Below are 19,366 nucleotides of genomic sequence, written 5' to 3'. Positions count from 1 at the left end.
GTGGTCCGGCCCTGGGCTGCCCGGCCCTGGGCTGCCCGTCCCGGTGGTCCGGCCCTGGGCTGCCCGTCCCGGTGGTCGACCCGGACCGCCCCGGCTGCCCCGGCTCCGGTCAGCTCCGCTTCGTGCAGACCGGCTTCGCCCGGCCGACCGTGTCGGCCGAGTGGACGACCGCCACGGTGAAGCAGTAGTCGGTGCCACGGTCCAGCCCGTAGACGATGTAGTTGGTCGCGCCGGCCGGCAGCTCCTGGAAGGCACGTGCGTCCGCCCCCACCCGGCCGCCGGAGACCAGCACCGGACCCTCCGCCCCCGCCGGGTACGTCCAGCTCAGCGTGACGCTGTCCCGGTTGTCGCGCAGGGTCACCCCGGTGGGCGGGGCGCCGGGCGCCGCGGTGGCCGGTTTCGCCGTGCCGCCGGGCGTCGCGCCCGGGGACGGCGGAGTGCCGGGGGCGGGTGGCGGCTGCCCACCCGGCTCGTCGACCCGGGCCACCCCGGCGATCACCGCGCCGGTGCCGAGCAGCACCACGACCACCCCGGCGACGACCAGTGGCGCGAGCCGGCGGGACGGATCGGCCGGCGGACGGGGAACGTGCACCGGCAGCCGTGAACCGACCCGCACCGGCAGGTGGGCGACCCGGTGCACGCCCGGGGACTCCTCCGGGCGCCCTCCGCCGGTGAGGCCGACCACCGACGGCGGCAGTGCCGGAGCGGTCGGGGCACGGGTGCCGGCCGGCTCGTCGGGGCGGTCCACCTCTCCCTCCGGGGGCCACCAGTCGTCGCCGTCCGGGCCGTCGCGGTACTGCCCGGGGCCGGTGAACCGCTGGTCGTGCCGGTACGAGCGACCGTCGGGGTCGTGCCGGCGGCCGGTCGACCACCCGCCGTCCGGTCCGGCACCTCCGCCCTCCCGGGTGCGTTCGGCGGTGTATCCGGCGTCGTCCGCGTACCCGATCCCGTCGCTCGCGTATCCGACGCCCTCGTCGGCGTACCCGGCGTCGGTGTACCTGGCGTCGGTGTATCCGGCGTCGGCGTAACCGGGGTCGTGCCGCTGCCCGGGGTCGTGCTGCTGCCCGCCGCGCGTCGACCACTCGTCCGAGTGGTGGCCAGGGTACGTCCGGTACCGGTCGGGACCGGCCGGGTACGCGTCACCGGTGCCGGTGCCGGTGCCGTCGCCGGTGCGGTCGGTTGGCTCCTCCGGAACCCGTGGGCGTGGGACCGGGCCGTGACCGGCCCCCACCCCGTGGCCCGCGTATCCCGCCCCGGATCCGTACGGCCGTCGCGTGTCGTAGCCGGCGTCCGTCCGGTAGGCGTCCTCGTGGCCGGTGTCCCAGGGCTCCGGTCCGGGACCGTCGGCGTGGTCGGCTGCTTCGGGGGGCCAGGGTCCACCGGCGTCGCCCTCCTCGGCCGACGGGGTCCGTGCGGCGGGTACCACGGCGGACTCGGCGTCGCCGACCTCGTCGCAGGCGTGGTCCGGGTTGGCGGCGGCCCGGGCCAGAGCGGCCACCTGGGCGGCGAGCGGGTCGTCCGGGTCCAGGTGCTGCCGGCACAGTTCCCGGGCCAGGGCCAGGTTGTCGTGCGCGTCGGCGAACTGCCCGCAGTCGCGCTGCATCGCCCCGAGCCGGGCGAGCATCTTGATCCCGCTGACGTGCCCGTCGCCGTACACCTCGCGGTGCAACTCCCAGGCGTCCTGGAGGCGTTCCCGGGCGACCGTGCACTCACCCCGGGCGTACTCGACGGTGGCCAGGTCGGCGTGCGCGGCGAGCACCCGCAGCGACTCCGGCCCGTCGAGCGCGGTCAGCTCGATGATCACTTCTTGGTACAGCCGGGCGGCGCGGGCGTAGCTGCCGACCCGGTGCAGCACGGCGGCGAGGGTCGCGGCGGCGGCCACGGTCCGTTGGTCGGACGTGCCGTACAGCCGGGTCATCGCGGCGTACGCGAACGCCGCCCAGCCCCGGGCGGAGTGCGGTTCGCCGAGGGTGACCAGCACCCGGGCCTGGAGACCGGCGGCCTCGGCCAACTCGGGGGAGGCGTTCGCCGGGCGCGGGTCCGCGTCGGCCAGGGCGTCGGCGAGCAACTCCTGGGCGCCGGAGAGGTCGCCGGCGGCCACGAGCTGGTGCGCCCGGCCGGTCAGTTCACCGAAGGGGGAGGACACGCCTCATCGTGCGCATTCCGCGACGGTATGTACAAGACCCGTCAGGTGGCAGTTTGGTCAGGATAGTGGTCGATCGACGCCCAGATGGTCCACGAGGGACTCACTGATCCGGCGCAACTGGTCGACCTGCGCCGGACTGAGCGCGTCGAACAGGTGGCGGCGCACCCCCTCGACGTGGCCCGGCGCGGCGGCGGCGAGCGCGGCGAAGCCGGCGTCGGTGAGGACGGCGAACTGCCCCCGCCGGTCGGTCGGGCAGTCCCGGCGGCGCACCCAGCCGGCCGCCTCCAGCCGGGTCACCGCGTGTGACAGGCGGCTGCGCGAGGACCCGCTGGCCAGAGCCAGGTCGGTCATCCGCAGCTCCCGCCCGGGCGCCTCGGAGAGCCGGACCAGGATCTCGTAGTACGCGTGCGGCATGCCGGCGTCGTGTTGCAGCTCGCGGTCGAGGGTTTCCATCAGCGCCCGGGAGGCGGCCAGGAACGCCCGCCAGGTGCGCTGCTCGTCGGGGTCCAACCACCGGGTCATGCGGCCATCATACGACAACTAGTTGAACGCTCAACAAAATAGCGCTACCGTGGCGGGCATGGGAATCCACCGCCTCAACCACGCCGTCCTCTTCGTCCGCGACGTCGAACGCAGCGTCGCCTTCTACCGTGACGTGCTCGGCTTCCAGCCCGTGCCGATGACCCCGGACGGGTTCACCGGCGCCGCCTTCCTCCAGGCGCCCGGCTCGACCAACGACCACGACCTCGGCCTCTTCGAGATCGGCGCGGCCGCCGGCCCGTCCGAGGCGGGCCGCCGCACCGTCGGCCTCTACCACCTGGCCTGGGAGGTCGACACCCTCGACGAACTGGCCGTCACCGCCGAGCGGCTCACCTCGGCCGGCGCGCTGGTCGGCAGCTCCGACCACGGCACCACCAAGAGCCTCTACGGCCGCGACCCCGACGGCCTGGAGTTCGAGATCGTCTGGCTGGTCCCCGCCGACCGGCTCGACGCCGCGGCGCTCGCCGCGCGCACCCGGATCGGCCGCCTCGACCTGGCCCGCGAGCGGCAGCGCTACGGCGGGCAGACCCGGGGCGGCGTCGGCGTCTCCGTCCCGGCCTGACCCGGAGCGGCGTCTCCGCGTCCGGCCTGACCCGGAGCGGCGTCTCCGCGTCCGGCCTGACCCGGAGCGGCGTCTCCGTGTCCGGCCTGACCCGGAGCGGCGTCTCCGTGTCCGCCCTGACCCGGAGCGGCGTCTCCGTGTCCGGCCCGATCCGGGGCGGCGTCTCCGTGTCCGCCCTGACCCGGGCGGTGTCCCCGTCCCGGCCCGATCCGGAGCGGCCCGTCCGCCCCCGGGCCGCCGAGCCCACGCCGGACGCCTGGTAGAACCACAGGATGCCCCGTGACCCGTACGACGCCGTTCTCTGCGCGCTCCTCGCCCGCCAGCTCGACACCTGGCTCACCGGGGCGCTGCGCCGCTCGCGGCGGGTCACGATCGCCCTCGCGTACGCCGGCCCGGTGGGCGGGACCGTCGAGGCCGCCCTGGGCGCCCTGACCGACGCCGCCGACCGGGTACGCGGCTGTCGCGTCACCGTCGTGGTGGTCGGCGTCGACCCGGACCTGCCGGCCCGGCTCGCGGCGGTGACCTCCCTCCCCGCCGACGTGGCCGTGTACCCCGTACCCGGTGCGCCGGACCGGCTGCCGGTGGCGCTGAAGGCCGCCGGCGCAGCCGGCGCACCCACCCTCACCGTCCTCGACGACCCGGCCGGCGTCGTGTGGGGCGGACCGGCGGCACCCTTCCTCACCGCCGCTGGCGCGGGCCGCCCGGCCGACCTGCTGCTCGCCGTGCCCGCCGGCGCGGACGGCCCGGCCGCCCTCCACCGGGCCGGCTTCCCGCTGGTCACCGGGGTCGAGATCAGCCCGGCCGACGACGAACCGGCCCGGCTGCTCGCCCTCGGCACCGGCTCGGACCGCAACCTGGAGGCGGGCAAGGAGGCCATCTGGCAGGTCGGTGCGACGGCCGGGCTCCGGTACCGGGATCTCGACGGCGTGCCGCGCGACCTCACCGCCGCCCCGGACGCCGACCGGCTCGGCGCGCTGCTGGTCGCCGAGCTGACCCGCTCCGGCCCCCGCACCGTGACCGAGCTGCGCCGGCACGTGCTGACCGCCACCCCGTACCGGGCCACCGACGCGGTGCGGGCGCTGACCCTGCTGCTCGATGCCGGCACGGTGACCCGGGAACCGGCGGACGGCCGGCTCGGCGGGGACGTGCTCATCCACCCGGCGGCGGGGTCCCGGCGGGCGGCGGAGTCGCGGCCGACGGGGGAGTCTTCTGTGGCGGGATCGGCGGGGGGCGCTCGGTCAGACGCCTGAACAGGATCGACACCCCGGTGGCGACGACGCCGATGCTGAAGACCATCTGCCCGCCGACAACCGCCCGGGCGACCTGTCCCTGGGCGTGCACGTCGCCGTAGCCGATCGTGGTGAGGGTGGCGAGCGAGAAGTAGAGCGCGTCGATCCGGGTCCGCAGGCTGACGAACTGCGTCGGGTCGCTGATCGCGATGACGTAGTCGGCGAGCGCGAAGGTGAGCACCCCGGCGACCAGCCCCACCGCGAGGTGCCAGAGGACGGTGGCCTCCCCGTCGTCGGCGAGCTGCCGGCGCACCTGCCCGGTGACCAACCCGGCGACCACCAGCACCAGCACGGCGGTGCCGAGCGCCCGCAGCGCCAGCCGGACACCGTTGACGTCCGGTTCGACCGGGGCGACGAAGTACGCGACCAGGAGCAGCGCCGACGCCCACAGCGCGTGCCGGCGTTCGCGCCGGTAGGGCCGCCGCTCCCGGGTCATGGGGTGATTGTCGGCCCCGGGACGCCGCCCACCGGCCGGAACGGGGAACCCGGTGCCCGGCCGACGACCCGGACACGTCGAGCGGGGTGCGTGGTGGACCACCACGCACCCCGCTCGACGTCGGGAGCCTCCGGTCGTGCCCGTTACGCCCGCGACCGGGACTTGTCCTGCTTCCAGGAGAGCGGGCCGGGCAAATCGACCCGGTGCGCCCGCGCCTTGGAGTTCCAGGACCACCGGCCGAGCCGGACGGTCCAGGAGGAGAAGCCGTTCTCGGTGAAGTTGAGGACCAGGGGACCGTACTTCTTCCGCTTGCGGAACATCAGGCCCATGTCGGGGCCTCCCTTCATGACCAGCCGTCCGTGTTCGGTGTCGAACATGCCCGGATGGCTGATTCACGAAACCCGCGGGCGTTCCACCGTGGAACACCGACCGGGTCGGGCGGAGCGGTCACCCGTCGCCGGATTTCCTCAGCGCGGCTCCCAGGCCCCCGGCCGGGCGGTCAGCCGCCGCACGTGCGCCGGCAGCTTGCCGGTGGACAGGTCGGCCAGGCTCACCTCGTCGACGACCTGCCGGACCGCGGCCCGGACGGCCACCCAGAGGCGGGGAAGGTTCTCCGCCGCGCCGAGGTACTCGGTCTCCTCGGGGCGCATCCCCCGTACGCCGGCCAGCGGCCCGTCCACCGCCCGCAGGATCGCCCCGACGGCGATCTCCCGAGGCGGTTGGGCCAGGGTGTAGCCGCCCTCGGCCCCACGCTGGGCCCGGACGATGCCGGCCCGGCGCAGATCCGCCAGGACGGCTTCGAGAAACTTGCGCGGCATGTCCTGCTCCGCGGCGATGGACTGGGTGGAGAGCAGCGACGGGTACGCGGCGGCCAGACTCAGCGCCGCCCGGATCGCGTAGTCGCCGCGGGCCGAGATTTGCACGATGCCATCATGCCCGGTCGGTCCAATGCGGTGGCCGGGGGCGGACGATCCGCGCCGGCACGGCCACCCGGCCACCGGTCGCCCGGAACGCTCCCGGGCTCAAGCCGACCTCCCGGCTGAAGAAGCGCCCGAAGTTCGTCGGCTCGGGGAAACCGAGGTACCGACCGATCCGGGCGATCGGCTCGTCGGTCGCCGCGAGCAGCCGCCGGGCCTGCAACGCCACCCGTTCGTCGATGACCTGCTTGGCGCTGTGGCCGGTCATCGCCAGGCAGGCCCGGGTGAGGGTACGCACCGAGCAGCCCAGCCGCTCGGCGTAGTCCTCGACCCGGCGGGTGTACCGGTAGTGGTGCTCGACCTCCCGGCAGAGCCGCCGGAAGGTGCGCGGCTCGGTCCCACCGGTCGGGGCGGTGGTCAGCGTCAGGCGCAGCAGCAGGACGGCGAGCTGGTGTCGCAGCAGGCTCTCGCCGGCCGCGCCCCGGTGCCGCCGGCAGTCCACCACGAGCTGGCTGACCTCGTTGATCACCGCTTCCTCGTCCTCGCCGACGAGCTGGGTGTGGGTCGGTACGGCGTCCGGGTCGACGTCCAGCCCGTGCAGGGCGTGCGGGCTCCAGCGCACCATCACCGCGTCCAGCGCGTCGGTGCGCCGCAGCGCCTGACCGGGACGGATCCGGAACATGGTGCCCGGTCGGCAGGGGAACGGGCGGAAGTCGACCTCGAGGGTGCCGTGGCCGCCGGTGACCAGAACCAGGTGGTCCGAACCGATCAGCACCGGTCGCCACCACGCCGGGTCCGCACCGAGATCACCCAGGGTGAGGGTCTGGATCCCGGTCGGGGTCGGCGCGGGAGCGGCGTCCGTGGCCGGGGCGAGCTGACCGGAAGAGACCATCACCAGCGACGGTAGCCCGCCACGTCGTCCTCCGCATGTCGGCGGTGGCGACGTAGGGGCTCGCCGCCCCTCCGACAGGGGTCGGGACGGCTAGGCTACCGCTCGGTAACGCCCGGTCGGCCGGCGCGGGCGCGCCGACTCGCGATGGGATGGGCATGACGGATCTGTTCTCGGTCGAAGGCAAGACGGTCCTGGTCACCGGAGGCTCCCGGGGCATCGGGTTGATGATCGCCCGGGGCTTCGTCCGGGCCGGCGCAGAGGTGATCGTCTCGTCCCGCAACGCGGAGGTGTGCGAGCGCGTCGCGGCCGAGCTGTCCGCCGAGGGCCGGTGCGTGGCGATCCCGGCCGACCTGGGCACCGACGCCGGGGCCCAGGCCCTCGCCGCTGCCGTGCGGGAACACGCTCCCCGGCTCGACGTGCTGGTGAACAACGCCGGGGCCACCTGGGGCGCGCCGCTGGAGGCGTACCCGGAGAGCGCCTTCGACAAGCTCTGGGCGGTCAACGTCAAGGCGGTGTTCCGGCTCACCACCGCGCTGCTGCCCGCGCTGCGCGCGGCGGCCAGCGCCGACGACCCGGCCCGCGTGATCAACATCGGCTCGGTGGACGGCATCCGGGTACCGACGATGGAGGTGTACGCGTACTCGGCCACCAAGGCGGCCGTGCACATGCTGACCCGCACCCTCGCCCACCAGCTCGCCGGGGAGCACGTCACGGTCAACGCGATCGCGCCCGGCCCGTTCGAGAGCAAGATGATGGCGTTCGCCCTGGACGACCCGGCCACCCGGGCCGGCATCGAACAGCAGATACCGCTGGGCCGCATCGGCCGGCCCGAGGACATGGCCGGCACCGCGATCTATCTGGCCTCCCGCGCCGGGGCGTACCTGACCGGTGCGGTCATCCCGGTCGACGGCGGCCTCACGACGCACGGCTGACCACGTGACACGGCTGACCACGTGGCCGGGACGCTGGGCGTACCCGGTGGTCGGTGGCGGGGCGCCGCGCGGACTCGGCAGATCCGCGCGGCCCCGCCGTGGTGTGGCGGGTCAGCGACCGGCGAGCAGCCGGTTCACCGCCGTGTCGACGTCCAGGTGCTCGGCCTCCCGGCCGCGCGGGACGACGACGTAGGTGCGGCGCAGGAAGCGCACCAGCACACTGCGTGGTACCTCGAACAGGGCGTTGCCGTCGGGTGACGACAGCGCCAGCGCGACGAAGTCGCCGCGTGGGGTGGCCCAGGGCCACACCCGGACGTCGCCGATGCCGGCCGGTTCGTCGAGCCCGGTGACCAGTAGTTCGCGGGCGAACGACCAGCTCACGGCCTCGCCGCCGGCGGATTCGGCATGGAACAGGACATGGACCGCATACGGGTCAGCAGGGTCGTAGCGCAGACTGGCGCGCACCGGCAAGGCGGTGGCGTCAGGTGCGACGAGCCTTAGCGACGTCTCGACCTCTACGGTCGTCGGTCGGATGACACTCATGGACGTTCTCCCCCCGGCACCGCTGCGGAACGCGCGTGTTCCGCTTTTCCATACTCAGGCGCTCCTCATGGCTACGCTCCGCCATACGCTGACTTCACCCAGTGGTGGGAAGGGGTTCGGAAACGCCGCTAGAATGTGAGAATTCTTGTACGATATCCGGTTCTGCCCAGAACTTGGTCCCGCCCGGCATCGGGTGGTTCAGTCGTCGACTTACTCCGGTAACGTCCAGTCGTCGGTAGGAGTGACGGGCCGGGGCGACACTGGGGGTGAGATGGTCGCGGAGCATTCCTCAGTGGAGGCTGCGGCCGGGCGTCGGTTGCCGGGTCGGGTGACCGGAAAGACCGGAAAGCGGGGGTACGGGGTGCCGGAAGAAGGGCGTGGCCGTGACGGGCTGCGCGGGCACGGTGCCGGCGGCACAGGGGGTGTGCGGGTCGCCGAACGCCGGGTCCGCTGGCGGCGGCTGCGGACGACCCTGGAGCTGATCCGGGCCAACCCCACCGGCCGTATCGCGCTCAAGGTCTTCATCGCCGTGGCCGGGGCCCTGGTGGTCGCCATCGGCGCGGTCCTCATCCCGCTGCCCGGCCCCGGCTGGCTGCTGGTGATCGCCGGCCTCGGCATCTGGGCGGTCGAGTTCCACTGGGCCAAGCGGCTGCTCGGGTTCACCCGCCGACACGTGCAACGCTGGACCAGATGGGTCACCAGCCGCTCGTGGCCGGTGCGCCTGGCCCTCGGCACGGTCGGCCTGCTCTTCGTCTGCGCGGTCGTCTGGCTCTCCCTCAAGGTCGGCCTCGGCATCGACGTCGTCGCCCGGCTGTTGCACTACCTCGCGACGAACTGACCCCGGATTCGCGGAGTCCGGACCCGATCAGGTACAGTCATCCGCGCTGAGGGCGATTAGCTCAGCGGGAGAGCGCTTCGTTCACACCGAAGAGGTCACTGGTTCGATCCCAGTATCGCCCACGCAGGTCAAAGGCCACTTCCCATCGAGGGAAGTGGCCTTTCTGCTGCTCGTACAGCAATGGAGTACAGCAGCGGCGGTCACTACCTCCGGGAATGCGGTGCACGTGGCGGAGACGCTCAGGGTCGAGGAACTTCGTCAGGTGTGCACACTGTTGCTGGACGCGGTTCAGGAGCGGTTCGGTGCGGAGCTTGATCTGTCGTGCCTCGACGTCGACCTCTACTGGAACGTCGATCTGCGCTCCGCCTTCGAGTTGAGGGAGGACCCGGCGTCGGGAGTCGATGTCGGGCAGAGCAGTGACGACATGGCGGAGCTGCGCGCGTTGCTGCGCCGTCCGGCGGGCGACGGGCCGTGGCTCTGGCACGACCTGCAACACCTCGCCGGGGTACTGCGGCTGCTGGCCTATCTCGACCTGCCGGACGCCGAGGCAGCCGAGGACTGAGCCCGGTGCGGGCTCGTGGGTCGTCGACGTCAACCGTCGAGAAAGTCGCCGGACTTCAGGAACCGGCGGGCCTCGTCGCTCGACCAGGACGTGCCGCGTCGACGGCGGACGGTGGCGAGGGTGACCGGTACGGCCGGGTTCCTGGTGAGCGGCAGGGGCAGTCGTGGCGGTCTTTGCCGATCAGTTGGCCAGCTTCTCGAAGAGTTCGTTCGGTGTGTCGTAGTACCTGGTCGTCCGACCGAGGTGGGTCATGCCGAGCCGCCGGCAGACGGCCTGGGAGGCGTGGTTGTCCGGATCCGTGACCGCGATGACTCTCGTCTGTCCCCGGCTGAACGCGTCGTCCAGGGCCGCCGCCGCTGCTTCGGTGGCGTAGCCGTGCCCCCAGGCGTCCGGATGCAGGTGCCAGCCGATCTCGACATCGGTCGGTCCGTCGGTCGGCTCCCCAGCCGAGAGGGGAATTGGCTTGAGCAGGAGGTTTCCCACCAGCCGGCCGTCCGCCGCTGTGGTGATGGCCCAGATCCCGTTGATCGGATTGGCGATCGCGCGACGGCGTGCAATCGAAGCGAGGGCATCCTCGCGGTTGGTCATCAACGTGGGCTGCGCGCCCAGGAACCGCACGACCTCCCAGCGCGACTCCAGATCCCGAAGGAAGTCGGCGTCCTCGTCGCGCCACGGGCGCAGCAGGAGGCGGTCGCTGGGGATGGTTCGCATACGACCCAATCTAGCCAGTGCGGAGCAACGCGACTCAACCCAGCTTTCCTCGCACGCATAGGTGCTGCGGAGAACCAGCGAGATCGGACGAGTTGTCGAGGCTTCGCTGAAGATCGTCTACTTGGTTCTCCTCATAGCCGGTCACTGGCACTGAGGTTCGGTCGAGGACGCAGGCGATTCCTCTACCCGCGATGGGGGCCTTCTTTCGTCCGAGGGAGGTCCCCATCGCCTATTCGGGCAAGCTGCCGTTGGGTGCTGTCGACAGCAACGGTGACAGCAACCGGACTGGACGCGGAGAGCCGACCACAGAGGGCCCTGGAGCGCCCGACGTCAGAGGCGTGAGCAGACGCGTCCGGAGGAGCGCGCAGAGCTCATAAGCGAGAGGTCGGAGTGTCTGCCAGGACGTAGGGAGTCTCCCCGCGTGTGAGGGGTTATGGGGCGGCCTGCGGATCGGTAGCGTTGGGTGTGGTTGCGGCCGTTCAGTCGGTGGTGCGTCCCGCGCTACGCGAGGAGGTTCCGGGTGGATTCCTTGCCGGAGTTGACGTTCGGGCAGCGGTTGAAGGTCTACCGGGAGCGGTCCGGGAAGACTCGGGCGGTGCTCGGTGGCTTGGTGGGTCGTAGCGCCGAGTGGGTCAAGGCGGTGGAGACCGATCGGATTCTGCCACCGCGTATCCACATGCTGGATCGGATCGCGCGGGCTCTCAAGATCGATGTTTCTGTCTTGGCCGTGGAACTGGGTGACCGGTCTACTGCAATCAATGGGCCAGAGCATCCGGCACTGGTATCGGTCCGGGATGCCGTGAACCATGTCGCGTTCTCCGGTGACACGCCGGCGGAGTCGTTGTCCAGTCTGAGGGAGCGGCTTGCGATGGCGTGGCGGGCACGTCATCAGGCGGCTGATCACCGTACGGCGCTGGGCGGATTGTTGCCGGGGTTGCTTCGGGACGGGCAACGCGCCGTGTTGGCGTACGAGAGTGACGAACGTCGGCAGGCACAAGCCTTGTGGGCGGAGATGCTCGGGCTGGCGCAGATGTTTATCGCCTACCAGCCCGCTGCCGAGTTGCTCTGGCGGGTAACGGACCGGGCGATGGTGGCGGCTCAGGAGTCCGGTGATCCGGAGGCGATTGCACGTGCGGGGTGGTTCCTGGGCCAGGTGCATCGGGACGCCGGGGACTGGGACACCGCGATGGTGGTGACGCTCGACGTGCTGTCGGCATTGGAGACGCAAGCGGTCGACGGGAGCACGAATTTGCTGGCGCTGTGGGGTGCGCTGAACGTCGAGGCCGCGTACACAGCCGCTCGTGCCGGTGAGGAGGGGCGGGCCTGGCGGTACTGGGATCGTGCGGATCAGGTGGCGCAGCGCCTACCGGAGAGCTTCTACCAGCCGCAGACGTCGTTTTCCCGGGTCATCATGGGTCCTCATGCAGTGACCGTGGCGGTGGAGTTGCAGAAGCCAGGCGAGGCGGTGCGGCAGGCCCGTCGACATGACGCGGCAGCGATCCCGTCAAGGCCGCGTCGGGCACGTCATCTCATCGAGGTCGCGCGGGCGCATTACGGCAAGGACGACAGGGAATCGGCTGTGGCGATGCTGCGGCAGGCGTACGAATCGGCTCCGGAGACCATCCGTTACAACGGGTACGCCCGTCAGATCACCTTGGACCTACTTGAGGGGCCACGTTCTACCCGAGATGACGCGCGTGACCTCGCGGCCAGGGCCGGGCTCGTTTTCTGATTCAGGGGTAGGAACCTTACCTGTTTCGGCTTGCTACTGATCGTAGCTTTCCGCTTACGGGATGCGGCGGGTGGTGTTGGCCTTCCACGGGTACACCGCCGCGCCCCTACCAGCGGAGGTGGGGATGAGCGAGAACTCGTTGTCCGGGAGCCGGGGCGAGCAGGTCCAGACGGCGGAACGGGAAGCCGCAAAGCAGCGCATCCTGGCGTTGGCCGAGGCGGAGCGGATACCGGCGGAGGAGACGACCCGGGCGGTGCCGGCGCGGCGGTGGCGTCGTGGACAGCAGTGACGTGTTGCCGGTCGGTCGGCGGGTGGCGTACTGGCGAGGGCGGCGGAAGCTGTCGCAGCAGGTGTTGGCCGATCGACTGGGCAAATCGAAGAGTTGGGTCGACAAGGTCGAGCGGGGTGTCCGGTCGCTGGACAAGGTGTCGACGCTTCAGGACATCGCCACCGTGCTGCGGATCGATACGGCAGTGCTGTTCGGTCGGGACGTCCAGCCGGCTGCGGTGGTCGAGCGCGCCGAGGGCGTCGAGCGGATCCGGATGGCGCTGTCGACGTATGAGATCGCGTTGGAGCGGCCGGCTTCCCGCCGCCCCGTCATGCCGGCCGAGAGGCTGGCGCGAGAGGTCGCCCACGCCTGGACGACCTTCCAGTACGCCCGCTACCCGCAGGTGGTCGAACTGCTGCCGCAGTTGGTAGCCGACGCGCAACGTACCTACGCCCACGATCCGGGCAGGGGTCGGATGCCGCTGGTGGAGACGTATCGCGTGACGGCGGCGCTGCTGGTGAAGCTCGGTGCTCCCGACGTGGCGTGGCTGGCCGTTGACCGGGCCATGATTGTCGCTATCGGTGACCGGGTGTTGGTGGCTGCCGCTGCCGTGCAGCTTGGTCAGGTGTTGCGCGCCTCGGGGCGGACGAAGGTGGCGAAGTCGGTGATGCTGGCTGCCGCGTACCGGATCGCCCCGCCGGTGGTCGAGTTCGGCGACCCCGCCGAGTCGTCGCTGTGCGGGACGTTGCTGGTGCAGGCCGCCTTGGCCGCCGCCTGGGACGGGGATGACCGCACCGCTGTCGAGCTGCTCGACGAGGCCGCCGAGATGGCGGCGCGGGTGGGCGACGGCCATGACCACTACCGGACGGGGTTCGGAACCACGGCGGTGGATCTGGCCCGGATCGTCGTGGCGGTGGAACGCGGTGACGCGGAGGAAGCCGTGACCCGGCACGAGCAGGTGACCACGCGGGACGGCTGGAGTTGGCTGCCCGCCGAACACCGCGCCGCGTACCTGGTCGACGTCGCCCGTGCGTACCTGTATGCCGACGACCCGGTCAACGCCGGCAGGGTCCTGATGGAGGCCGACCGGATCGCACCGGCGGAGATCCGCCACCGACCAGCCGGCCGGGACGCACTCGCCCAGGTTGCCCGCGAACCCGCCGCTCCAGCGATGATCATCCAGCTTGCCGCCATCCTCGGGTTGGGCTGAGCGGTGACCGCACCGTTCCTGTCCCTGGCGCAGATCCGCAACCGGCTGATCCTCACCGCCCGCGCGATCCTCCGCGACCACCGACCCGCCCCCGACGGCCGCTGCCCGATCTGCCGGACCGCAGGCTGCCCGGTGGCGACCGCCGCCCGCGACGTCCTCCGTACGGCCGAAGAAGTACAGCAGCGGTGTACAGCAACCGAGCCGACCTCACCCAACTGGGACGACCCCCAGCAGGCCCGTTGACCTCGGACGACACTCGATCCGACCGCCTCGCCGACAGTTCACACCGAAGAGGTCACTGGTTCGATCGCGGTAGCGCCCACATCGCTACAGGAGGGGAAGAAGCTGATTGGGCAAGGTCCCAAGCGGGTTTGGTGAGCCGAAGGTGCCACGATACGGCGATCACGGACACCAGGTGCAAGTTGGTCCTGTGAAAGCCGTCTGAACTGGGAGGATTGCGGATGGAGCCGGCGTCCTCGGCTTCACCTGGCTGGCGAGGAGCCCCATGTCCGACGACCATCAGGCCACTGCCATCCCTGGGTGGCACGACGTGCCTGTCCTGGACGAGCCGCCGGGAGACGGCTACTACGAGCTGACCGAGAACGGGTGGGGTGCCATCATCGGATGGTTCAGCGGTGCCGGCCGGATGGTCCGATGCCCGGACCGTTTGCCCCACAGATACACCGAGGTGTGCATCGACCGATGCGGAACGCGGGAGAGGACCGTCGTGCGCTCGGCAGAGGACCAGCAGATGATCGACGACTCCATCAACGAGTACCTGGGCGACGCGGGAATACCCGCCCGCCCGGCCGGCTTCCGGTGGTTCCTGCGGCTGCCGGCGGGATACACCGGACCAGAGATCGAGTCGCGGGTGAGCAGGGGCGTGGGGCGCCTTCCGGTCGACCATGTGCACCCGGCCCAGTTCGCTCCGCGGATCCGTGAGGTCCTTCGAGATGTTTACGCCGGCAGATAGCGCCGCGCGGTGAGCGGCGAGGTCCGCAACCACTTTCCCGCGAGCCTCTGGTGTCGTCCGGTTGACATCACTGATCTGTCGCTGTCGATACGGTGCTGGTGTGAGCCGTACCCGAGCCCGCGCCCTGGCCCTGCTCCTGGTCGTCTTCCTCACCGCCTGTAGCGACAACACCGAGCCGGCAGCCGTCCCGTCGTCCAGTAGCGCGGACGACCGGTGGGCGTGCCGGGAGCTGAAGGCTGACCTACTGAAACCGCCCGGCATGCCGCGCGACAATGCTGCGATCGGCAGCGCCGCTGCGAGGTCCACGAACGCTGATGCCCGGGCTGCCGGTGATGCGCTGGTGGCCGCTGTGAAGCAGGCGGAGGGCACCGAGCCCGGCAGCGTCGCGTCGGCTGAGGCGGATCTCGCGATCGTTAAAGCCCGACAGGCATTGGTGGAAGCCTGCATCAGCCAGTTCGGTAACGGTCCCTGGTAGCCCGGAGCTGTTGTGGCGGGTGCTCGGTACTGATGCTTGGACGTCATGCATCGACTGCGGCGAGCGGGTGGTCTCGCGGCCGGCAGTTCCCCTGATGGCACCGTTCACCCGACTCCGGCGCAGGGGGCGGTCTCCGGGTTGTGGCCGGGGTACTTCGATGCCAGGGGCTGGGTTTGGGATGTCGGTCCGGACTCGCCATACATGCCTCGGCCCGTCGATCGGCGGCTACGGATGGCCCGGTTACTGCGGCGCCGCCTGGTACGACGATCTTGCCGAGGACCTGACGGCGATCTTCATGTTGCAGCGGGCGCACGCGGGCGGCCGGCGGCTGCCCCTGCGGATCAACCTCTGGACCGCTGTCTACCAGGCGACCGACGACTGATCGCGCCGGACCGGATCGCGGTCCCGGGTCACGCGGCAGTGTCCCCGCGCCCCGGACATCTCTCACTGGTTGTGTTTCGCAATCAGTCTGCCTAGGCTGATACCGGTTGCAGAGTGCAATCAGATGCGGAGGCGGAGACATGGCCAAGCTGATCACCACCGACATCGTGTCCCTCGACGGGTTCGTGAACGACGAGAACGGCAAGTTCGGCTGGAGCGAGCCGGTGGAGGAGGTGCACCGCTTCCTGAACGACCTGGACCGGGGCATCGGAACCCACCTGTACGGCCGCCGGCTGTACGACGTGATGTCCTACTGGGAGACCGCCCACGAACAGCCCGGCGACCACCCCGACTACATCCTCGACTACAGCGAGATCTGGCGATCCGCCGACAAGATCGTGTACTCGTCCACGCTGGAGGAGCCGCGCAGCGCCCGTACCCGCATTGAGCGCACCTTCGACCCGGAGGCGGTCCGCGGGCTGAAGGAGTCGGCCACGCGGGACCTGGCGATCGGCGGTGCCAATCTGGCCGGCCATGCCCACCGTGCCGGCCTGATCGACGAGGTCTGCCTGGTCATCTGCCCGGTGATCGTCGGTGGCGGCACGCGCGCCCTCCCCGACGGTGTCCGCCGCAAGCTGACTCTTCTCGACCAGCACACGTTCTCGCAGGGAACGATCTTCGTGCGTTACCGGGTGGACGGCTGACCCCGCGAAACCGGGCGGGTGTGCAGGCTGCGGATCAGTGGGCCGGGATGCCACTCCGGCGAGGCGGGCGGGGCCGCGACCGACAGGTCCGGGACGCGGGACAGCAGCCCGGCGAAGGTGGTCTGCCGACGACTGGGGCGCGACCCGGGCTGGTGATCCAGGGGCGGGAGCTGGTCGGCGGCGAAACGGCCTGTCGTGCCGACGGCAGCGTGTCGTAGCTCGCGTACGGTGGCGCCGTGGGCACTTTCTGGACCTTGGGATGCGATGCCGACGATCCCCAGCGGCTCGCTGCCTTCTGGGCACTGGCCCTGGGCTATGTGAAGGAACCCGGTTTCGACGAGCCCGACAACGCTTCCATCGTCGACCCGGATGGCCGGGGACCTGCCATCGGCTTCCTCAAGGTCCCCGAGGGCAAGTCCGCCAAGAACCGTACGCATATCGATATTCGGGTGGCCGGTCCGGGCCCCTGGGACATGGCGGAGCGCGCCCGACTGATCCGGAAGAAGGTGCCCGAGCTGGTTGCCGCCGGCGCGACGGTGGTCCGCGAGGAGTGGTACGGCGACGTCCTCGGGCATGTCGTCATGCATGACCCCGAGGGCAACGAGTTTTGCGTCGCTTGATGCCACGATCAGTGTGGTAGCCGTCCGTCATGCCGCCCATCGCACAGTGGCGGAGGGCCATCGGGTCAACGTCCGGTCATGCCGACGACCGGGGACTGCTCGGGCGGGTTCTTTTTCTGACCTCCGCACGGAACGTGTGGTCGTCACGCAACGCGCAACTGGCGACGGACGAGTTGAGGAGAAAAGGTGGCTGTTGGTGGCTTCTCGTCGAAGCGGCTGGCTCGGCTGCGGTCGTTGCTCGAGCGTCACGTCGAGTCCGGCTTCGTCCCGGGTGTGGTGGCCGTCCTGGCCCGTAAGGGCGAGGTGCACATCGAGGCAACGGGCAATCTGGCGTTCGAGGGCCCTGGGGCGCGGACGCCGATGGCCAGCGACACGATCTGCCGCCTGGGCTCGATGACGAAGCCCGTCGTCGCCGCGTGTGCGATGACGCTTGTCGAGGACTGCACCCTTCGTCTCGACGACCCGGTCGACGATTTCCTTCCGGAGCTGGCGGACATGACTGTGCTCGCCGACCCGGACGGGCCGCTGGAGGACACCGTAGCGGCGGAACGCCCGATCACGCTGCGGGATCTGCTGACCTACACCCTCGGCACCGGCATGGTCCCCGCCGAGCCCGGAACGGTCCCGATCGCCGACGCGTTGGACGCACTCGACCGGTCGTCGCCGGACGGATGGATCCGCCGGCTCGGCGCGCTGCCGCTCGTCCATCAGCCGGGGGAGCGCTGGATGTACGACACCGCCGCCAACGTGACGGGCGTGCTCGTCGCCCGGGCCACCGGCATGTCCTTCGGGGACGCCCTGCGCGAGCGGATCTGTGGGCCGCTCGGGATGAAGGACACCGCGTTCAGCGTGGGCGGCGAGAGCATCGACCGGTTGGCGACGGCGTACGAGCGCGACAACGCCGTCACCGGTGAGCCGGTCGTCGAAGACGCCCCCGACGGGCGGTGGAGCCGGCCGCCGGCGTTCGAGTCCGGTGGCGGTGGGCTCGTCTCCACTGCCGAGGACTACCTTGCTTTCGCCTCGGCGCTGCTCGCCGGCGGCAGCCACCGCGGCGAGCGGGTGCTCTCGCGGCCGTCGGTGACCCTGATGACCACCGACCACCTGACCCCCGCGCAGAGGGCGGTCTCCGGGTTCTGGCCGGGGTACTTCGATGCCATGGGCTGGGGTTTCGGGGTGTCGGTCCGGACCCGCCGCACGCACCTCGGCCCGTCGGTCGGCAGCTACGGATGGCCCGGCTACTACGGCACCGCCTGGTACAACGATCCCCCCGAGGACCTGACGGCGATCTTCTTCATGCAGCGGGCCCACGCGGGCGACCAGACGCTGCCGATGTGGCTCGATCTCTGGACCGCTGTCTACCAGGCGATCGACGACTGACAGAGATGATGTTCGTGAGCGTGCTGTCCTCCGAGACGGCGGGCCGGTGAGCTTCGTCAGCGGTGTCGAGAGACACCCGGGCGCGCGGCCCGAGGGGCCTGTGTCGAGGCAGGCGGGACGGAGCAGAGTGAACCCACCGCAGGCGTGGACACCCCGGGAAACCGAGGGAAACCGGTCACCTGGGGAGGCTCGGCTAGCATTGCTGGGTTCCGAGGCGGCTGCGGAGACGAGGCGACATGCGGTGGCTCCAACGGGTGTTGGGTAAGGAGCAGGTCCAGCACGACCCGGGCCGGCAGGAGGCGTTGCTCCAGGAGGTCCGGCACCGGTTCGGCGCGCGGGTGCAGATGCGGCCCTCCGAGCAGGTCGAGGCGGTCACCCGGCTGCTGGACGGGGACGACGGCCTGGTCGTAGCAGCCCGAATCCTGCACGAGTTCGCCGAGAACGCCCACACGGACCTCCTCACCCAGGCCTACGAACTGCACCGGCGCACCGGTCGCCGGCTGATCGTCGACCGGCGGAACTACCGGCCGTTGTGGAGGGAGGCCGCTCCGGCGCTGCGCTGGTCCCTGTTCGAGCTGCCCTCCGGCTTCCATCCGTACGTGCAGGTGGTCGCCGCGGTCACGGTCGTCGGCAGCGGAGCGTCCCGGTACGTGCAGACGACCGACCCGAAACCGCTGCTGTCCCACCTGTTCGAGATCCTCGACCTGACCATCGTCGGGTGGGAGTACCACCGGGTCCGGGTGGACACCGAGGCCGCCACCCTGGCGTACCGGCTGATCATGGCCGCTCGTGACATCCGGGCGGCCATGGACGATCCGCCGCCGCTTCCGCCCCCGGTCCGGGAGCTGATGCGCCGGAACAACACGGTTGACGTCCTCGACCCGGCCGGCAACCAGGTGGTCGGCGGGTTCAACCCGGGTGCGGAGATGCGAGCCGCGCTCCTGGCCTGAGTGGTCGGCCAGCCGTTGGCCCGCCGACCCCCGTCCGAGATCATTCAGGGATGACGACAGACGGCGCGGGGCAGGCTCGGCGCAGCGGTGACGGTTGGGGGCTCGCCACGCCGCCGTTGTTCGCCGCGTTGCACGGGGCGGAGCGCGTCCTGATCGCCGGGGCGGGGGGCGGGTTCGACGTGTGCGCCGGGATCGAGCAGTTCCGCGACGGGACCTCGACCCGCCTGTCCCGTGTCTTTCCGCACTGACCACCCTGCTCGGAGAGGATCGGCGTGGCGTCATGTCGATCACCATCCACGAAGAGGTGA

The 19,366-nt window shown here is 71.1% G+C and carries 26 protein-coding genes and 1 tRNA gene; 19 read left to right on the top strand and 8 right to left on the bottom strand.

Annotated features, from left to right (window positions below; genetic code table 11):
* Positions 1-109: 109 nt before the first annotated feature.
* Entirely contained in the window at positions 110-2,146 is a 2,037-nt protein-coding gene (locus tag GA0070618_RS01185; protein WP_088979966.1) for a fibronectin type III domain-containing protein, read from the bottom strand.
* Positions 2,147-2,203: 57 nt separating this feature from the next.
* On the bottom strand, positions 2,204-2,668 hold the full coding sequence (locus GA0070618_RS01180; RefSeq protein ID WP_088979965.1) for a MarR family winged helix-turn-helix transcriptional regulator: 465 nt from the start codon (positions 2,666-2,668) through the stop codon (positions 2,204-2,206).
* Positions 2,669-2,726: 58 nt separating this feature from the next.
* On the opposite strand from GA0070618_RS01180, the gene GA0070618_RS01175 reads away from it, so the two are divergent.
* The 3 genes from GA0070618_RS01175 to GA0070618_RS01165 all read left to right on the top strand — a co-directional run bounded on the left by GA0070618_RS01175 (position 2,727) and on the right by GA0070618_RS01165 (position 4,498).
* Positions 2,727-3,248 (top strand): VOC family protein, encoded by a 522-nt coding sequence (locus GA0070618_RS01175; RefSeq protein WP_088979964.1) that lies wholly within the window; start codon positions 2,727-2,729, stop codon positions 3,246-3,248.
* A gap of 77 nt (positions 3,249-3,325) precedes the next feature.
* Complete coding sequence (locus GA0070618_RS01170; protein ID WP_088979963.1) at positions 3,326-3,511, top strand: hypothetical protein; 186 nt, start codon at positions 3,326-3,328, stop codon at positions 3,509-3,511.
* 9 nt (positions 3,512-3,520) lie between these two features.
* Complete coding sequence (locus GA0070618_RS01165) at positions 3,521-4,498, top strand: hypothetical protein (protein WP_231931562.1); 978 nt, start codon at positions 3,521-3,523, stop codon at positions 4,496-4,498.
* On the opposite strand, the gene GA0070618_RS01160 is transcribed toward GA0070618_RS01165, so the two are convergent.
* The 4 genes from GA0070618_RS01160 to GA0070618_RS01145 all read right to left on the bottom strand — a co-directional run bounded on the left by GA0070618_RS01160 (position 4,398) and on the right by GA0070618_RS01145 (position 6,782).
* Positions 4,398-4,973: a potassium channel family protein gene (locus tag GA0070618_RS01160; RefSeq protein ID WP_088979962.1), complete on the bottom strand. Its 576-nt coding sequence runs from the start codon at positions 4,971-4,973 to the stop codon at positions 4,398-4,400. The two genes, GA0070618_RS01165 and GA0070618_RS01160, sit on opposite strands and share 101 nt — an antisense overlap.
* A gap of 143 nt (positions 4,974-5,116) precedes the next feature.
* Positions 5,117-5,302, bottom strand: a complete 186-nt coding sequence (locus GA0070618_RS01155) for a DUF4236 domain-containing protein (RefSeq protein WP_088985195.1) — start codon at positions 5,300-5,302, stop codon at positions 5,117-5,119.
* Between the two features lie 138 nt (positions 5,303-5,440).
* The gene (locus GA0070618_RS01150) at positions 5,441-5,896 is read right to left on the bottom strand and encodes an RrF2 family transcriptional regulator (protein ID WP_088979961.1); all 456 of its coding nucleotides are present in this window, start codon (positions 5,894-5,896) and stop codon (positions 5,441-5,443) included.
* Positions 5,897-5,903: 7 nt separating this feature from the next.
* Positions 5,904-6,782 carry a helix-turn-helix transcriptional regulator gene (locus GA0070618_RS01145; protein ID WP_088979960.1) on the bottom strand — a complete coding sequence of 293 codons (879 nt, stop codon included), beginning with the start codon at positions 6,780-6,782 and terminating at the stop codon, positions 5,904-5,906.
* A gap of 155 nt (positions 6,783-6,937) precedes the next feature.
* Between GA0070618_RS01145 and GA0070618_RS01140 the strand changes: the two genes are divergently transcribed.
* Positions 6,938-7,714 carry a glucose 1-dehydrogenase gene (locus tag GA0070618_RS01140; RefSeq protein ID WP_088985194.1) on the top strand — a complete coding sequence of 259 codons (777 nt, stop codon included), beginning with the start codon at positions 6,938-6,940 and terminating at the stop codon, positions 7,712-7,714.
* Between the two features lie 111 nt (positions 7,715-7,825).
* Here the strand turns inward: GA0070618_RS01140 and GA0070618_RS01135 are convergent, their stop codons facing one another.
* On the bottom strand, positions 7,826-8,257 hold the full coding sequence (locus GA0070618_RS01135; RefSeq protein WP_007457244.1) for an SsgA family sporulation/cell division regulator: 432 nt from the start codon (positions 8,255-8,257) through the stop codon (positions 7,826-7,828).
* Between the two features lie 271 nt (positions 8,258-8,528).
* Here GA0070618_RS01135 and GA0070618_RS01130 point away from each other — a divergent pair, with 271 nt between their 5' ends.
* The 3 genes from GA0070618_RS01130 to GA0070618_RS01120 all read left to right on the top strand — a co-directional run bounded on the left by GA0070618_RS01130 (position 8,529) and on the right by GA0070618_RS01120 (position 9,657).
* Positions 8,529-9,095: a TIGR02611 family protein gene (locus GA0070618_RS01130; RefSeq protein WP_088985193.1), complete on the top strand. Its 567-nt coding sequence runs from the start codon at positions 8,529-8,531 to the stop codon at positions 9,093-9,095.
* Between the two features lie 50 nt (positions 9,096-9,145).
* Positions 9,146-9,217 (top strand) — tRNA-Val (locus GA0070618_RS01125).
* A gap of 32 nt (positions 9,218-9,249) precedes the next feature.
* Complete coding sequence (locus GA0070618_RS01120; protein ID WP_143740284.1) at positions 9,250-9,657, top strand: hypothetical protein; 408 nt, start codon at positions 9,250-9,252, stop codon at positions 9,655-9,657.
* 180 nt (positions 9,658-9,837) lie between these two features.
* Here GA0070618_RS01120 and GA0070618_RS01115 read toward each other — a convergent pair whose 3' ends face one another.
* Positions 9,838-10,368, bottom strand: a complete 531-nt coding sequence (locus GA0070618_RS01115) for a GNAT family N-acetyltransferase (protein WP_088979958.1) — start codon at positions 10,366-10,368, stop codon at positions 9,838-9,840.
* 520 nt (positions 10,369-10,888) lie between these two features.
* Here GA0070618_RS01115 and GA0070618_RS01110 point away from each other — a divergent pair.
* The 12 genes from GA0070618_RS01110 (at position 10,889) to GA0070618_RS01055 (ending at position 19,306) form a co-directional block, all read left to right on the top strand.
* Positions 10,889-12,100 (top strand): helix-turn-helix domain-containing protein, encoded by a 1,212-nt coding sequence (locus GA0070618_RS01110; protein ID WP_088985192.1) that lies wholly within the window; start codon positions 10,889-10,891, stop codon positions 12,098-12,100.
* Positions 12,101-12,161: 61 nt separating this feature from the next.
* Entirely contained in the window at positions 12,162-12,389 is a 228-nt protein-coding gene (locus GA0070618_RS01105) for a hypothetical protein (RefSeq protein ID WP_088979957.1), read from the top strand.
* Entirely contained in the window at positions 12,376-13,578 is a 1,203-nt protein-coding gene (locus GA0070618_RS01100; RefSeq protein WP_231931561.1) for a helix-turn-helix domain-containing protein, read from the top strand. The genes GA0070618_RS01105 and GA0070618_RS01100 overlap by 14 nt, the downstream gene beginning before the upstream one ends.
* A 3-nt stretch (positions 13,579-13,581) precedes the next feature.
* On the top strand, positions 13,582-13,821 hold the full coding sequence (locus GA0070618_RS01095; protein WP_088979956.1) for a hypothetical protein: 240 nt from the start codon (positions 13,582-13,584) through the stop codon (positions 13,819-13,821).
* A gap of 262 nt (positions 13,822-14,083) precedes the next feature.
* The gene (locus tag GA0070618_RS01090) at positions 14,084-14,551 is read left to right on the top strand and encodes a DUF5956 family protein (RefSeq protein ID WP_088979955.1); all 468 of its coding nucleotides are present in this window, start codon (positions 14,084-14,086) and stop codon (positions 14,549-14,551) included.
* Positions 14,552-14,651: 100 nt separating this feature from the next.
* Positions 14,652-15,026 carry a hypothetical protein gene (locus GA0070618_RS01085; RefSeq protein WP_088979954.1) on the top strand — a complete coding sequence of 125 codons (375 nt, stop codon included), beginning with the start codon at positions 14,652-14,654 and terminating at the stop codon, positions 15,024-15,026.
* Positions 15,027-15,204: 178 nt separating this feature from the next.
* Positions 15,205-15,408 carry a hypothetical protein gene (locus GA0070618_RS33250; protein WP_094977954.1) on the top strand — a complete coding sequence of 68 codons (204 nt, stop codon included), beginning with the start codon at positions 15,205-15,207 and terminating at the stop codon, positions 15,406-15,408.
* 139 nt (positions 15,409-15,547) lie between these two features.
* On the top strand, positions 15,548-16,111 hold the full coding sequence (locus tag GA0070618_RS01075) for a dihydrofolate reductase family protein (protein ID WP_088979953.1): 564 nt from the start codon (positions 15,548-15,550) through the stop codon (positions 16,109-16,111).
* Between the two features lie 236 nt (positions 16,112-16,347).
* Complete coding sequence (locus tag GA0070618_RS01070; protein ID WP_088979952.1) at positions 16,348-16,731, top strand: VOC family protein; 384 nt, start codon at positions 16,348-16,350, stop codon at positions 16,729-16,731.
* 186 nt (positions 16,732-16,917) lie between these two features.
* A complete protein-coding gene (locus GA0070618_RS01065) occupies positions 16,918-18,108 on the top strand; it encodes a serine hydrolase domain-containing protein (protein WP_088979951.1) in 1,191 nt (396 codons plus the stop codon).
* A 236-nt stretch (positions 18,109-18,344) separates the two neighbouring features.
* On the top strand, positions 18,345-19,058 hold the full coding sequence (locus GA0070618_RS01060; protein WP_088979950.1) for a hypothetical protein: 714 nt from the start codon (positions 18,345-18,347) through the stop codon (positions 19,056-19,058).
* A 50-nt stretch (positions 19,059-19,108) separates the two neighbouring features.
* Entirely contained in the window at positions 19,109-19,306 is a 198-nt protein-coding gene (locus GA0070618_RS01055; RefSeq protein ID WP_088979949.1) for a hypothetical protein, read from the top strand.
* Positions 19,307-19,366: the final 60 nt, after the last annotated feature.

Source organism: Micromonospora echinospora (assembly GCF_900091495.1).
In the GTDB taxonomy this organism is placed as follows: Bacteria; Actinomycetota; Actinomycetes; order Mycobacteriales; family Micromonosporaceae; genus Micromonospora; species Micromonospora echinospora.
The sequence above is the reverse complement of the archived record's forward strand: the minus strand, read 5'-3'. Positions and strand labels throughout refer to the sequence as shown.